This window comes from Streptococcus sp. HMSC062D07, from assembly GCF_001814215.1.
Lineage (GTDB): Bacteria > Bacillota > Bacilli > Lactobacillales > Streptococcaceae > Streptococcus > Streptococcus infantis_I.
The window spans coordinates 137,352-153,182 of the sequence record NZ_KV815326.1 but is presented as its reverse complement, the minus strand read 5'-3'; the positions used below and the strand labels follow the sequence as shown (position 1 = coordinate 153,182).

Genomic DNA, 15,831 nt, shown 5'->3' with positions numbered 1-15,831 from the left:
GCTTAGAATGAGGAAAATCATGTTAGGATTGAAGTTTAATGGCACTTGGCGCAACTACCAAAAACAGGTATTGGACAATTTCCAAGAATACCAAGCAGATGGTCATGTCCACTTGGTGGCAGCGCCTGGTTCAGGGAAAACAACCATAGGAATCGAGTTGATTGCTCGCTTTGATAAGCCTGCCCTCGTTTTGGTACCGACGGTGACCATTCGGGAACAATGGGTGGATAGGATTCGCCAGGCCTTTTTAGAGGATGAGAACCAGGTCACAAGTCTCGTGTCTCAAAATCTAAAGGATATGAAGCAAATCACCATCGCCACCTATCAAGCCTTTCACAGTGCTATGCAACAGGTACAATCTCAAGAAGATAACGGCGAGGTTGAGGATTTTGTCGGCTTTGACCTGCTTGCCAGACTCAAGGAAAGGGGTGTCGAAACCCTCTGTCTGGACGAATGCCATCACTTGAGAAATGAATGGTGGAAAAGTCTAGAAGACTTCCGTAAAAACTATCAGCAACTGCAAGTCATCTCTCTCACTGCGACACCACCATACGACAGTGAGCCAGAACTCTGGGATCGCTATCTCCAGATGTGTGGCGAGATTGACCAAGAAATCACAGTGCCAGAACTGGTAAAGGAAGACACTCTTTGCCCTCATCAGGACTTTGTCTATATCTGTTTTCCGACTAAGGAAGAAGACAAACGCTTGGAAGAGTTTGAAGACACCAAGTGGCAGTATGTCAGCCAACTAGTCGTTAATCCTGACTTCCAAGAGTTGATTCGGAGTTCCAAGGTTCTCAAAGGGGAAATTTCTGCGGATATGCTCCTTGAGGATCCCAAGTATCTCTCAGCGCTCCTCATTTATCTACAGGCTCAAAAACAGGAAATTCCCAAGCATCTAAAAGATTTACTGGGAGCTGAAGGCTTGCCTGCTCTTAATTACTACTGGCTCGAAGTTCTCTTGCAAGGTCTTCTCTATCAAACTCCTGACTGGTATGAGGATCCGCAGGAGACAAAGAAAAAGATAGAAGCAGAACTGAAATCAAGAGGGTTGATTGAAAAACGTCAGGTTTTCTTGGTAAAATCCAAGGCCAATGACCAAATCCTCAATCAATCTCTAGGAAAACTAGCTGGGATTGCATCTATCTTTGAAACTGAGTATGATAGTCTAGGAAAGAACTTGAGACAGTTAGTCTTGGCGGACTATATCCGCAAGGACTTTGCCAGTTATCTGGGAGATGACCAAGCACCAATCACGCAATTAGGTGTCCTCCCTTATTTTGAAACTATTCGCAGAAGTGCACAAAAGCAAGGCTTGTCTGTCCCTATAGCAGTCCTTTCAGGTAGTGTCGTGATCATACCGGCTAGTGTCAAGGCAGAACTCGAAGCACTCATCCCAAACACTAGCTTAAGCTTCTCTGCCATTGGAAAACTCGACCAAGAGTCTTATCTCCAAGTAGGCTTTCCATCCAGCTTTAAGGGGATGGTCGCAGCAGTGACCGAGCTCTTCCAACGTGGTTCTATCCAGGTCTTGGTCGGAACCAAGTCTCTCTTGGGAGAAGGATGGGATGCACCTTGTGTCAACTCTCTCATCCTCGGAAGTTTTGTCGGAAGCTTTATGCTCAGCAATCAAATGCGGGGGCGTGCCATCCGTATCTGGCCAGGACATCCAGATAAGACTAGCAATATCTGGCACCTAGTAGCCATCAAACCGTACAAAATTCCAGCCTTTTCTAATGAAAATCAAGAAGAACTAGACCTCAATCCATATCAGGACCTACAAACCCTTGCCCGTCGTATGGACCATTTCCTTGGCTTGTCCTATAAGGAAGATACCATTGAAACAGGTCTGGATCGCTTGAACTTTCCTGAGTTCCCATTTAAGAAAAAGAAACTCGAAGACTATAACGAGAAGATCATGCAACTATCCAAGGATCGCGCCTCCCTACGTAAAAAATGGCAGGAATCTCTCATTGTTGCTGACAAGATTGAGATTGTCAATGAAGTTGCGACCGACAGCAAACGAATCCCTCTGCTCGCCCTAGCGGATGCTGAAAAGTGGCTTCGCTATGCTCTGATGGTATTTGCCATTAGTCTCCTAACCTATGTCTTTAGACTAACCTTATTTGCCTTGCCATGGCTGACAGCTCTTTGTGTCCTCTTCCTAGCTATCACAGCCTTTCGCTACTACAGCTACAAGAGTCCTTATAAACGCTTGCGCCAGATCGATGAGGCTATTCGCAAAGCCATGGTGACTGCAGGGCATTTGTCTGATGACCAGTCGCGCGTGCAGGTCGATGAGGACAAGGAAAGCTTTAATGTCTTTGCCTATCTAAAAGGTGGCAGCATGCGAGACAAGGAACTCTTTTCGAGGGCTTTAGGAGAATTCTTTGCGCCAGTGGACAATCAACGCTACCTCTTAGTCGCTCAAAAAGCACCAGCAGGTCAGTCCAAGTATTTCGTAGTCCCTAGCCTCTTTGAAAAACGCAAGGAAGATGCCCAGCTCTTCCAAAATGCCGTCGCACCGCATATAGGCAACCACCAACTCGTCTACACCCGCAACGAAGCAGGCCGAAAAATCCTGCTCGAAGCCAGACTCAAATCCCTAGCCAACAAAAACGACCGTATCATCACTAAGAAAAAGGTTAAAAGTGCTTTGAAATAGAAGGAAGTGAGCGTTTTCTTCTAGGAATATGATATAATAATAGATAATTAAGAATTCGATAAATTGGAGAGATAGTCTGAAAGATATTGTTAATAAAAATAGACAGTTCTGACTAGCAAAAGGAAGTTTTATGGCAAAGAGAAAAGATTTTTCTGAACTAACCAGGGTACAAATCCCAGCAGCTCTGCATCTCATGCGTATGGGCTATACCTATCTTCCTCGAAATGGGAAGGAGATTGCAGAAAGAGATCCAGATACCAACATCCTTGTATCTGTTTTTAAGGAGCAATTTTTAAAATTTAACAACTACTTGACAGAAGATGACTTTGAAAGAGAACTAGCCAATATCAAGTTGGAACTAGATCAAAACGATTTGGGACGTTCTTTCTATAGACGCTTGCAAGGTCAGGAAGATGCCATTTATATTGACTGGGAACATCCTGAAGTCAATACCTTCCATCTGGCACTTGAAGTTACTTGCCAAAATGGTCAGGATGAATTTCGTCCGGATATCGTTATTTTTGTCAATGGTCTGCCTCTTTCTTATATCGAAGTCAAACAGCCCAATGCGATTCGTGATGGCAAGACTGGAATTCAGTCAGAGTAGGACAGAACCAGATACCGTTTTGAAAACCGTAAGTTCCGTCGTTTTAACAATATCACCCAGTTGATATCCTTATCTGATAACTTAGCGTATATCAGTGGACAAGGTCAGCAAAAACAGGGTTCTTATTACGGTTCAAACGCCTATTCAAAAACTAAATTTAATGCCTTCAAGGAAGAAAGAGTAGAAGATTTCCTTCATTCCCTTTCCCCTCTAACCGAGGACCAAATCGACTTTGTCCTAGAAGACATGAAGCGCTTTGCCCTCAAATCTCAGCCAGAGTTTACAACAAATCTAAACCCTGATACACCTTGCAATGCCTTCCTGTCTTCTTTGTACCAGAAGGCACGCTTGCTCTTTATGCTTCGTTTTGGTCTTGTCTATGTAGAAGAAGAGAGTAAGGACGGTCAGATGCAGTTGCAGAAGCACGTCATGCGCTATCCTCAGTATTTTGCGACACGTGCTATCGAAGAAACAATTGCAAAAGGTGTCAAGAAAGGGGTTATCTGGCATACCCAAGGTTCAGGTAAGACTGCCTTGGCTTTCTTCAATATGCGCTATCTAACCAACTATTTCTCAAAAGAGGGAATCGTTCCTCAGTTTTACTTTGTCGTCGATCGTCTGGACTTGGCAGACCAAGCCTTTAAGGAATTTACCAAACGAGGTCTCAAGGTTAAACGCATCAACAACCCTCAAGAGCTCAATCAAAAACAAGACGGCTATGATGTCGCTGTGGTCAATATCCAGAAGTTTAAGGATGATTCAAATCTGACAGACCGCTCTGGATATGATCTCAATCGTCAAAATATCTACTTTATCGATGAAGCCCACCGTTCTTACAATGAACGAGGTTCCTACCTGCCAAATCTTTATCAGGCAGATACCATGGCCATTAAGATTGCCTTGACTGGAACCCCCTTGATCACATACAAGAAAGATGGCAAGACCAAGGAAAGTCATGCGACCACGCGTGATATCTTTGGGGACTATATCCACAAATATTACTACAACCAGTCTATCGATGACGGCTTTACCCTACGCCTGATGCGAGAAGATATCGAGACTTCTTATAAAGATAATCTCAGATCTATCAATGAAGAAATCCAACGAGGTGACCTGTCCAAGGAAGATATCTTTGCTCATCCTCATTATGTAGAGCCCATGCTGGATTTTATCATTGAAGATTTTAATCGAGCGCGTGATTTGGTATTTGATGACCAGACCATCGGTGGCATGATTGTCTGTGACTCGTCTAAGCAGGCGCGTGAGCTTGAAAAGCAATTAGAAGAACGACGTCAAGCAGGCTCAACCACCTTGACTTCCGCTCTCATCCTCCATGATGAGGGAGACAAGGAAGAGAAGAAGGACAAGGTAGATGCCTATAAGGAAGGTAAGATTGACCTCATCATCGTCTACTCTATGCTCCTGACAGGTTTTGATGCACCTCGGCTCAAGCGCCTCTATCTAGGGCGCAAGATCAAGGCTCACAATCTTTTACAAACACTAACCCGAGTCAATCGTCCTTACAAGGATTATCTCTTTGGCTATGTTATTGACTTTGCAGACATCTCGAAAGAGTTTGACAAGACCAATCGTGCCTATCTGGAAGAACTCAATCAAGAGTATGATTCGACCCTGACTGGGGAAAATGGTGAGGATGTTTTTGGCTCGCTCTTTGTGTCAGCAGATGAGATTTCTCAAGAGTTGAGCAAGACCGAGCATATTCTCATCGACTATCCAACGGACAATCTAGAGTACTTCTCCCAAGCTATCAATGATATCAAGGACAAGAAGCAGTTAATCGATCTTCGTAAGGCCTTGGAGTCTATCAAGCAGTACTACAATATCGCCCGTCTCCTTGGTTACGAACACTTGCTCCAGCAGATTGACATTGCCCAGATTGCAACCCTGCTCAATGTCCTCTCTAGACGAATGCTGACACTGTCTCTGATCGATAAACCAGACGATTTCTCCAGTAGGACTCTCTTAAATCTTGCCATGTCTGAAACTAGCTTTAGCTTTGCCAAGATTGCAGAAGAAGAACTCCGCCTAGCAGCCAATGACTTGGAAGATTTGAAACGACGAGTGGCAAGTGGGATTAAAAATCAACGTGATGAAAAGGATCCTGAGTGGGTCTCTCTCTACGAAGAATTCCAGCGCATCATGAAAAAACACCTGATCCATGGGCAAGAAGGCTTCACCATGGAAAATATCAAAGAAACCCAAAAAGACTATGAAGAACTCTTTAAGTCCGTGGAGGACTATCATACTCGTATGAAACGTTTGACCATGAACTTTAACGGAGATGAGATGGCAGCTCGTTCCTACAAGTACGTGACTAACTCGACTATGGTCAGTGATTATCCTGCTATTTACCATGTCATCAAGGGTTCTAAAGTTAGACTGGACCGTAAAATTGGTCAAAATCAAGGAGTACTCGACAACGAGGACTTTCTTAAGAAGATGATTCGAGAAGAAGCTCGGATTGAAATGAAAACCAACCAATCTGCAAGTAGTTTGACAAGAGAGGATTTTAATTATATCGTCGAGTCACTATTTGAAGGATATGAAGAGGAATACCAACACTAATGAATGAAACATACAAAGTCCAAGTCCAAGGCTTGGTAGATGATTTGAAAGCTGTCTTTACCCACGCGGGACTAGGAGGAGAAGCGGGTGAGTACAAACTCCTCACCCAGTCCTTCCTCTACAAATTTTTAAACGACAAGTTTTTGTATCAAGCCAAGATCCTAGATGAGTCCAACACCTATGAAAATTTGTTGGCTATGAGTGAGGAAGACTACGGCTGGCTCTTGGAGGATATCGGTACCAGCACAGCTTGGCTCAAGCCAGACCAGTTGATAGAAACCCTCCACCGTCAGCAAAATGAAGCGACTTTCTACGAAACTTTTGAAAATACCCTCAACCAGATAGCCATTGACAATAACGATATCTTTTCCGTTCACACAGACGGGGATACGGCTATTCGTCTCTTTGATGAGCGTTTGATTACAGATACCATCTCAGATAGTAGTAAACGTAACGAGGTGGCAAAATCAATCATCAATCTCCTTGCTCGCGTCAAGTTTGATGAAACTATCTTTTCACAAGGCTTCGACTTTTTCTCGACTCTCTTTGAGTACATGATTAAGGACTACAATAAAGATGGCGGTGGCAAGTATGCCGAGTACTACACGCCTCACTCTGTCGCTAAGATTATCGCGGATATCTTGGTAGGAAATGACCAACCGTCAAATGTACGTATCTATGACCCATCAGCAGGTTCGGGCACCTTGCTGATGAATCTGGCTAGTCGTATCGGTGTGGATAAGACCACTGTTTATAGTCAGGATATCTCGCAAAAGTCATCCAATCTCCTCCGTCTCAATCTGATCTTGAATGGACTGCAACACTCCATTCATAATATCGTACAGGGAAATACCATCATAGCTAATCGACATCCTGAAAAGATGGACTATATCGTGTCCAATCCTCCTTTCAAGCTGGACTTTTCAGAGTGGCGTGATCAAGTGGAGACCTTGCCAGAAGCTAGTGAGCGATTCTTTGCAGGTGTGCCCAAGGTTCCAGCCAAGTCTAAGGACAAGATGGCGATCTACGAGCTCTTTGTGCAGCATATCATCTACTCCTTGAAGCCAGATGGTCAGGCGGCTGTTGTCTTGCCGACAGGTTTTATCACGGCTCAGTCAGGGATTGACAAGACCATCCGCCAACACTTGGTGGATAATCAAATGCTGGCAGGTGTCGTTTCCATGCCGTCCAATATCTTTGCGACGACAGGTACCAACGTCTCTATCCTCTTTATCGATAAGAAAAACAAGGGCGATGTCGTCCTTATCGATGCCTCAAACCTAGGAACCAAGGTCAAGGAAGGCAAGAACCAAAAGACCGTGCTGTCTCCTGAGGAAGAGCAGAAGATCGTCAAGACCTTTATCAAGAAAGAAGCTGTCGAGGACTTTTCTGTCACCGTCTCTTATGAGGACATCAAGGAGAAAAACTACTCTCTCAGCGCAGGCCAATACTTTGACATCAAGATCGACTATGTAGATATCACAGCAGAAGAGTTTGACGCCAAGATGACCGCCTTTCAAGACAAACTCTCTGACCTCTTCCAGCAATCGCATGCACTGGAGCAGGAGATAGAGAAGCAAATGAAGGGGTTGAAGTATGAGTGAGTGGAAAGAAAAGACATTAGGAGAACTGTCTATTAGGGTTTCGAGTGGATTAACACCTCTAAAGTCTAATAAAGAGTTTTGGGAAAATCCAATTATTCCTTGGTTAAAAACAGATCAACTAGGTGAAAAATACATTTTTGATACGAATACAAAAATTTCAAAAGAAGCATTAGAACAAACTAGTTTAAGAATTTATCCTGAGAACACCATATCTATTGCTATGTATGGAGAAGGAAAGACTAGAGGAAATCTTTCAATAATAAAAGCACCGATGACAACAAATCAGGCTTGTTGTAATATAGAACTAGATACAAAATTAGCAGATGTTGAATATGTTTATTACTATTTAAAAACACAATATGATGCTTTAAGAAAATTATCATCAGGTGTGAGAAAGAATTTAAATTCTAATGACATAAAAAATTACAAAATTTACATACCGGAAAGTGTGAGCTTTCAGAAATCAATAGTTAGAATTTTAACATCACTTGATAATAAGATAAGTGTTAACAACCAAATCAACCAAGAGTTGGAAGCTATGGCTAAGACCCTCTATGACTACTGGTTTGTGCAGTTTGATTTCCCAGACCAGAATGGCAAACCCTACAAATCATCAGGCGGAAAGATGATCTATCACCCAGAACTCAAACGCGAAATCCCAGAGGGGTGGGGAGTGGAGAATCTTTTTGATATTGCAGATGTTCAATATGGATATCCTTTTAGTACTGATTATTTTAATGGTACCGGCGAAGGTGTTCCAGTGATTAGAATTAGAGACATTCTTGGAAATGATATCACTAATTATTCTACAGAAGAAGTAGAAGATAAATATAAAATTAATGTTGGTGATGTTTTAATTGGAATGGATGGGAATTTCCATATGAATTATTGGATTAAAGAGGATTGTTATCTTAATCAACGAGTTGTAAAAGTAAATAGTGATAAATTACCTAATATGGTACTTAAATATCAGATTGAACCTTTTATCAGATTGAGAGAAAAATCAGTCTCAAGAACAACAGTAGGTCATTTAAGTGATAAAGATTTAAAAGCAATCAATGTTATTCTGCCTAAAGATAAGTATTTATCTTCAATTTTTGAAAAATTTGAAATTATATTAGAGAATATAATCATCAATCAACAACAAAACCAAGAACTCACCCAACTTCGCGATTGGCTCTTGCCAATGCTGATGAATGGACAGGCCAAGGTGGAGTAAATCAGTTGTAGATAAGTAAATAAAGGAGAAAGAATGATTACCGAATTGCAACTCCCTTCAGATCGGTTTAATGATACTACATATAGCGGATTGAAGCAAAAGAATTTCATTTACGGAAAAAACGGAACAGGAAAATCAACAATCACTCAAACAATATCAGATTCATTCCACGATACTCATGATGTACGAATTTTTCAAGGATTTGATTCTGTGGCGGAAAATTCAGTATTAAACGCTATTTCGTTAGGAAAAGAAAATGCAAGTATACAACCTCAAATTGATCAAGTAAATCTTGATATTTCTGAATTAGAGAGTGAACTTATTGCTAATGAGAGTAGACCAGATAATCTTTACGCTAGATGTCAAGCTAAGGAAAAAGAATATAAGGAACAAGATAAAGCTATAAAAGATAATTTTAGATCCTCGGCTAGTGAGCTAAAAAGAGAGCATACTAATTTAACTGGAGTTACCTATGATATTCGAAACTTCAAAAATGATATAGAAAGTATTGAAAAAAGCATTTCATGTGTTTCTTTAAGTGATACTGAAAAAGAGCAGTTTCAACAATTAATAAATCAAAAGGAAATTAAGATTGATTCAAAACAATCATTTCCAAATATTGATATAAGTAGATTTTTAAAAGCTACAAATGAAATTATCACAACAGAATTAGCAAAAAGTATCATATTAGAATTTTCAACAATTGAAGAACAAAACTGGGTTAGACAAGGTTTGAATTATCATGACAAGGGAGATGTTTGTGCGTTTTGCAACAATCCAATCTCTGAGCAACGTTTGGACCAATTAAATCATTTCTTTAGTGATAATGTTAAGAAGTTCGAGACAAGATTATCACATGCTATCGAACTTTTAAAAATAAAAAAAGATGAACTTAGTAAAATAAAAGTGATTGATCCTTCTCAATTCTATCCTGTTTATCATGAACAAATTTCAGTTTTAAATACTTCTATCTTGGAATTGATTCGAAAGTATACTAACTTTCTTGATTTCCTTATTGAAACTCTGGAACAACGTAAATCGGATCTTTTTACAACTATGTCTGAAATATCTTATAAGATACCGGATAGTTTTGAATCGATTCATGAACAGTATGGTAAAATTTATGTAGAAAATAAAAAATACGGTCAAAATTTAACCATAAAAAAAGAAGAAGCCAAAAATAAGTTGAGACTCAATTTGGTAAATATTGAGTTATCTGGAATGGACTATAGTCAGGAGATTTCTGATTTAAAGGATTTAGCCATAGAAAAGAAAAGATTGGCAGATGAGTTACAAATCAATAAGAATAATTTGATTGCTTTAAGGAAACAAAAAGATGACCTTATCTCACAGACTATAGACGAAAGTATCGCTGCAGAGAGAATTAACAAAGCATTAAGAAGTTTAGGCAATCATTCGTTTCAGTTAGTCTTAGTTTCAGGTGAACAAAAAGGGCAGTATACGATAAAAAATATTGATGGTAGCACTCGAGATGTAGATACATTAAGTACAGGAGAAAAGAATATTGTATCATTTTTGTGGTTTTTAGCAGATTTGGATAATCCATCCAAAAAAACAGAAAACCCACAAATTATTATTTTCGATGATCCGATGAATTCAAATGATGATACAACACAATATTTAATAATATCGTATTTACAAGATTTGATAAATAATTTATCTGAGACTCAACAATTATTTATTTTAACTCATAATATTCATTTCTACCTAAATGTAAGATACGATTGGTGGAGGAAGGCACATAAGACTAAGTTGACTTTACATCTTAAAAAGATTGATGGGAAAAGTAAGATTTTACCAATCGAAACTCAAGATGAAGATTTAAAAACTAGCTATGATGCTCTATGGACAGAATTGAGATGGCTTTATCAACAAGATAAACCAGATTTTATGTTAAATCCTATTCGTCGAATTTTTGAAACTTTTTCGAAGTTTAATAACATATCTCCTAGTGTTTTATTTAAAAATGATGCTGAAGCTAAAAAATTATTTGATGTTAATTCACATTCAATCGACGATTTAGAAGCTGATCTTAATGGTAAAACTAAAGAAGATATTATTTCAAAAGTCAGTGCTATTTTCCGTAGCAACAATGCACAGTCGCATTTTGAAAAATACTGGCTAGTATCGAATGAAGAATAACTATTACTTAAAAATTATTTATCAATTAATATTTAAATTAAAAATATAGAGATTTAAAATTCCAGCCAAATCAAGCTTTGGCTGGCTTTTATTTTTCATTCATGTTATAATTAAATTACCTAAAAGGTAATTTAATTATAACAGAAAGGGACTTATGAAGCTTATCTATACAAACAAAACTGTTGAAAAGCAGTGCACAGAGCTGAGGCAAGCGAAAAAGGATTTTTCGGATAAGGTTGCTGTAAAGTTGCATTTCTTGATCAACTTTTTAGAAGCAGCGGATTCTTTGGCTAGTGTGACAGCCTTTCCTAAATATCACTTTCACCAACTTAAGGGAAGGAGACAGGGACAGTTTGCTTTAGATATAGATGGTCGAAGGAGTTCCTATCGTTTGATTGTCGGTTTTTGTGAAGAGGATGTAGAAAAGGTCTTTTCCAGTCCCATTGAAATCGAAATCCTAAAAATAGAGGAGGTCAGCAATCACTATGAGTAATAAAATTGTTGAATACAAAGACCTGATTGCTTTTCATCCAGGTCAGTATGTTGAAGAGTTGATTGAAGATTATAACGTAACGCAGAAAGAGTTTGCGGAGCGCTTAGGAGTTTCAGCAAAGACTGTCAGCAAGTTGGTCAATGCTGAGGAGTCCATTAGTAAAGATACGGCTCATAAGTTAGCTAAGCTAAGCGGAGTTTCCATGCAAACTTGGCTCAATCTTCAAAATGCTTACGATGTAAAAGTGGCTGAGATTGTAGAACAAAAAGAGTTAGAAGAAGGTAGTGAGAAAGAAATCTGCGAGATGATTGATTTCAAGTATTTTAAGGCAGAAGGCTATGTTCCAAACAAACGATATAGTTTAAAGGAAAAGATTATCGAGCTTCGCAAGATTCTAGGGATTTCTAGTTTAGAAAAGCTCTTGAACTTTAACCATCTAGTGAGTTATCGCAATACCAAAGATTTTACGGATAAGAGTATCGTGAACTCTAATATCATGCTGGAGTTGGCATCTAAAAAAGCGCGTGATGTAACAACTACCAAACTCAATCGTAGAAAGCTAGAGAGATGTTTACCTGCTTTGAGAGAGTTGACCAGACAGGACCCAGAAGCCTTTCCTCAACGCTTGTACGATATCTTATTAGACTGTGGTGTTGTTTTAGTCGGTCTACCTGCTTTGCCAAATGCTAATCTGAATGGAGCGACTAAAAAATTCAGTAATGGTAGTGCCTTGCTTTTACTCACTGATCGAAATAAAGTATCCGATATTTTCTGGTTCTCGCTCTTTCATGAGATAGGACATATTCTGGAGAATGATTTTTCATCTGATGATGGAAATAGTGAATCCTACCGACGTTCTGAGGAAAAGGCAGATCAGTTTGCAAAAGATTTCTTGATAAGACCCGAAGACTATCAAGCTTTTGTCAAAAAAGGAGGTTTTGATAAGTCGGATATTCTAGATTTTGCAGAGGAAATTGATATTCATCCGAGCGTCGTTTTAGGCAGATTACAAAATGAGGGGATTCTCAGTTTTGACCGTTTCCGAGAACTAAAAGAAAATTATTACTTTGTTTCATGAGTCGTAGGAAGTTTTTAAAGATGAAAAAAGCTTCATATGGTAATTATAACTTCTTTATTCGCTCATAATCCGCTCATAATTCGCTCATTTTATAAATATAACTTTGTTTCCGTATTTCCTGGGAACTAGTAGAAAGTTAGGAGAAATATGGAAAACAACAACCAACGTGCCCTTTGTCAGCAACTCTGGGCGGAAAATAAGTACCTTGTTTTGAGCCATTCCAGCAATATTTACAAGGACATTCGCCAGTATCTCAAGCAAGAAGTGGTAGAAGTGAGTCAGGTTCAAGAGATGATTGACCGTGCCTGCCAGATTCCAGAGCACAGGGGTCAGGTTTGCAATGCCTTTCAGCATATTTGGGGCTATTTTAAGAAGAAAGCAACGGAGACTGAACGCAAGGATTATATGTTTTTACTGGAGCGTTATCACTCTGGTCAAGCCACCAAAGAAGAATTAATTGCTAAGACGAGAGATTTGCTTGAGCATTACCCGAATGCTTATCTGCAAGATTCTACCTTGCTGAAAGGAGACTCCCATGAGACTTTGGCATGAGGCTTTGATTTCACAACTTCCCCGTCCTCAGCTCTTGGGGCAACATCGAGAGTGCTGCGCCCTTCGTGGCAATGGCTGGGGCAGAAAGCATGCGACGGTGGACTATGTCTTTACCCACTCGCCCTATCGTCTCTATGCCTACCATGACTTGATCATGGGGGAGATGGCGCGTCGTGGCTACAATGTCAGTCCAGAGTGGCTGGACAAGAACTACCGTGGCAAGACATGCCCTCCTTATCAAGACTTAGCAGAGGAAAAGCTGAAAAGTCCTATCTATAGCGAACATGACACAGCCTACTATGAGGAGTGTCTGGCAAATCTCCGTGACAAGGGGATCAACCTATAGTCTTTTCTAATAACAAGCCATAGGTAGCTGTCAGTTCATTATTTTTTTGCGAAGAACACAGCAACCTTAAAAGGCTATCAATCTATATTTACCAAAGGATTTGGGGAATCTTCTCCAAATCTTTTTTTGTCTTTTAAATAGAGATATAGTTTCAAACTATATCAAAGCCTAATTTTTTACAATTATACAGACAGTTTCTTTTCTGTTAAGATAGTTTCAACAACAATTTTTGGAGGACAAAACATGTCAACTACAATTATCGGTTTCCCTCGTTTGGGTGAATTCCGCGAATTAAAATTTACAACTGAAAAATACTTTAGAAAAGAAATCTCAGAAGAAGAACTCTTGGCTGCGGCTAAAGAATTGCGTGCAAAACACTGGAACATCGTCAAAGAAAAAGGCATCACTGAAATCCCATCAAATGACTTTTCTCACTATGACAACTTCCTTGATGCTGCTTTCCTTTTCAACGTAGTTCCTGCATCGGTTCAAAACTTGGAATTGTCTGATCTTGAACGTTACTTTGCTTTAGGACGTGGTTACCAAGGAGAAAAAGGGGATGTTCGTGCCCTTCCGATGAAAAAATGGTTCAACACTAACTACCACTACATCGTTCCTAAATTTGAAAAAGACACTCAAGTAAAATTGGCTGGTCACAAGATCTTTGATGAGTTCCAAGAAGCTAAAGAACTTGGTCTTAACACTCGTCCTGTCCTTGTAGGTCCATTCACTTTCCTTCAATTATCAGACTTTGAAGAAGGCGTGAAAGCAGAAGACTTCGTAGATAGCTTAGTAGCTGCTTACCAAGATGTTTTTGCTAAATTGGCTGAACTTGGTGCGACTCGTATCCAACTCGATGAAGCTGCTCTTGTCAAAGACTTGACAGCTGAAGAAAAAGCTCTCTTCTTGAACCTCTACAACAAGCTTTTGGCTGACAAAAAAGGTCTTGAAGTATTGCTTCAAACATACTTCGGTGACGTTCGTGACGTTTACGCTGACCTTGTGAAATTGCCAGTAGATGCGATTGGTCTTGACTTCGTTGAAGGTAAGAAAACTCTTGAACTCGTTAAAGGTGGCTTCCCAGCTGACAAGACTCTTTATGCAGGTATTGTCAATGGTAAGAACATCTGGCGCAACAACTACGAAAAGAGCTTGGCTGTTCTTGAGCAAATCCCAGCTGAAAACATCGTATTGACTAGCTCATGCTCACTTCTTCATGTGCCATTTACAACAGCTAATGAAGAATTTGAACCAGCTATCTTGAACCACTTTGCATTTGCAGTTGAAAAATTGGATGAAATCCGTGACTTGGATGCTATCCGCAACGGTCAAGGAGCAGAAGCTCTTGCAGCTAATAAAGAACTCTTTGCGACTGAACGTGTTGGTGAAAATGCTGAACTTCGTGCGCGTATCGCTGGATTGACAGACGCAGACTACACTCGTTTGCCAGCCTTCGCAGAACGTGAAGCGATTCAAGAAGAAGCATTCAAACTTCCAGCTCTTCCAACAACTACCATCGGTTCATTCCCTCAAACTAAGGAAGTTCGTGCTAAACGTTTGGCCTTCCGTAAGGGTGAATTGTCACAAGAAGAATACGATGCCTTCCTTGCTGAGACTATCGACGAATGGATCAAATGGCAAGAAGAAGTTGGATTTGACGTGCTTGTACACGGTGAATTCGAACGTAACGACATGGTTGAGTACTTCGGTCAAAACTTGTCTGGTTACCTCTTCTCTAAGAATGGTTGGGTACAATCATACGGTATGCGCGGAGTTAAACCACCAATCATCTGGGGTGATGTGACTCGTCTCAACCCAATCACTGTTAAATGGTCTAGCTACGCACAAAGCCGTACGAACAAACCTGTTAAAGGTATGTTGACTGGACCTGTTACAATTCTTAACTGGTCATTCCCACGTGAAGACATCTCTATCAAGGATTCTACTCTTCAAATCGCTCTTGCAATCAAGGATGAAGTTCTTGACCTTGAAGCTGCAGGCGTGAAGATCATCCAAATCGACGAGGCTGCTCTTCGTGAGAAATTGCCACTTCGTCGTAGCGACTGGTACGAAGATTACCTTGACTGGGCTATTCCAGCCTTCCGTTTGGTACACTCAACAGTAGCACCAGACACACAAATCCACACTCACATGTGTTACTCAGAATTTACAGATATCATCCCAGCTATCGACAACTTGGATGCAGACGTTATCTCATTTGAAGCTAGCCGTTCAAACCTTGAAATCTTGGACGAACTCAAAGCGAAAAACTTCCAAACAGAAGTTGGACCTGGGGTTTACGATATCCACTCACCTCGTGTGCCTAACGAAGGCGAAATCGACCACACCATCGAAGCAATCCTTGCGAAAGTTCCAAGCAGAAAAGTTTGGATCAACCCTGACTGTGGTTTGAAAACACGTGGTATTCCAGAAACGAAAGAAAGCTTGATCCGCCTTGTAGAAGCTGCGAAAGCTGCGCGAGAGAAATTGTAAGAAAAGACAGTTCTCTATACATGGT

Annotated in this window: 9 protein-coding genes and 1 pseudogene; all 10 read left to right on the top strand. The window is 40.2% G+C overall.

Annotated features, from left to right (window positions below; genetic code table 11):
* Positions 1-19 precede the first annotated feature (19 nt).
* The 10 genes and pseudogenes from HMPREF2957_RS03910 (at position 20) to metE (ending at position 15,806) form a co-directional block, all read left to right on the top strand.
* Positions 20-2,665 carry a DEAD/DEAH box helicase family protein gene (locus HMPREF2957_RS03910; protein ID WP_070677650.1) on the top strand — a complete coding sequence of 882 codons (2,646 nt, stop codon included), beginning with the start codon at positions 20-22 and terminating at the stop codon, positions 2,663-2,665.
* A 130-nt stretch (positions 2,666-2,795) separates the two neighbouring features.
* A pseudogene (locus HMPREF2957_RS03905) lies at positions 2,796-5,858 on the top strand (type I restriction endonuclease).
* Positions 5,858-7,462 carry an HsdM family class I SAM-dependent methyltransferase gene (locus HMPREF2957_RS03900; protein WP_070677648.1) on the top strand — a complete coding sequence of 535 codons (1,605 nt, stop codon included), beginning with the start codon at positions 5,858-5,860 and terminating at the stop codon, positions 7,460-7,462. Before HMPREF2957_RS03905 ends, HMPREF2957_RS03900 begins: the two are co-directional and overlap by 1 nt.
* On the top strand, positions 7,455-8,681 hold the full coding sequence (locus HMPREF2957_RS03895) for a restriction endonuclease subunit S (protein WP_070677646.1): 1,227 nt from the start codon (positions 7,455-7,457) through the stop codon (positions 8,679-8,681). The genes HMPREF2957_RS03900 and HMPREF2957_RS03895 overlap by 8 nt, the downstream gene beginning before the upstream one ends.
* 33 nt (positions 8,682-8,714) lie before the next feature.
* The gene (locus tag HMPREF2957_RS03890; protein ID WP_070677645.1) at positions 8,715-10,844 is read left to right on the top strand and encodes an AAA family ATPase; all 2,130 of its coding nucleotides are present in this window, start codon (positions 8,715-8,717) and stop codon (positions 10,842-10,844) included.
* Positions 10,845-10,998: 154 nt separating this feature from the next.
* Positions 10,999-11,337: a type II toxin-antitoxin system RelE/ParE family toxin gene (locus HMPREF2957_RS03885; protein WP_070677644.1), complete on the top strand. Its 339-nt coding sequence runs from the start codon at positions 10,999-11,001 to the stop codon at positions 11,335-11,337.
* Positions 11,330-12,415, top strand: a complete 1,086-nt coding sequence (locus HMPREF2957_RS03880; RefSeq protein ID WP_070677642.1) for a HigA family addiction module antitoxin — start codon at positions 11,330-11,332, stop codon at positions 12,413-12,415. Before HMPREF2957_RS03885 ends, HMPREF2957_RS03880 begins: the two co-directional genes overlap by 8 nt.
* A gap of 147 nt (positions 12,416-12,562) precedes the next feature.
* Positions 12,563-12,967 (top strand): YbgA family protein, encoded by a 405-nt coding sequence (locus tag HMPREF2957_RS03875; protein ID WP_070677641.1) that lies wholly within the window; start codon positions 12,563-12,565, stop codon positions 12,965-12,967.
* Positions 12,951-13,313, top strand: coding sequence for a TIGR02328 family protein (locus HMPREF2957_RS03870; protein WP_070677639.1), 363 nt, complete (start codon positions 12,951-12,953; stop codon positions 13,311-13,313). The genes HMPREF2957_RS03875 and HMPREF2957_RS03870 overlap by 17 nt, the downstream gene beginning before the upstream one ends.
* 243 nt (positions 13,314-13,556) lie before the next feature.
* Complete coding sequence (metE, locus tag HMPREF2957_RS03865) at positions 13,557-15,806, top strand: 5-methyltetrahydropteroyltriglutamate--homocysteine S-methyltransferase (protein ID WP_070677637.1); 2,250 nt, start codon at positions 13,557-13,559, stop codon at positions 15,804-15,806.
* Positions 15,807-15,831: the final 25 nt, after the last annotated feature.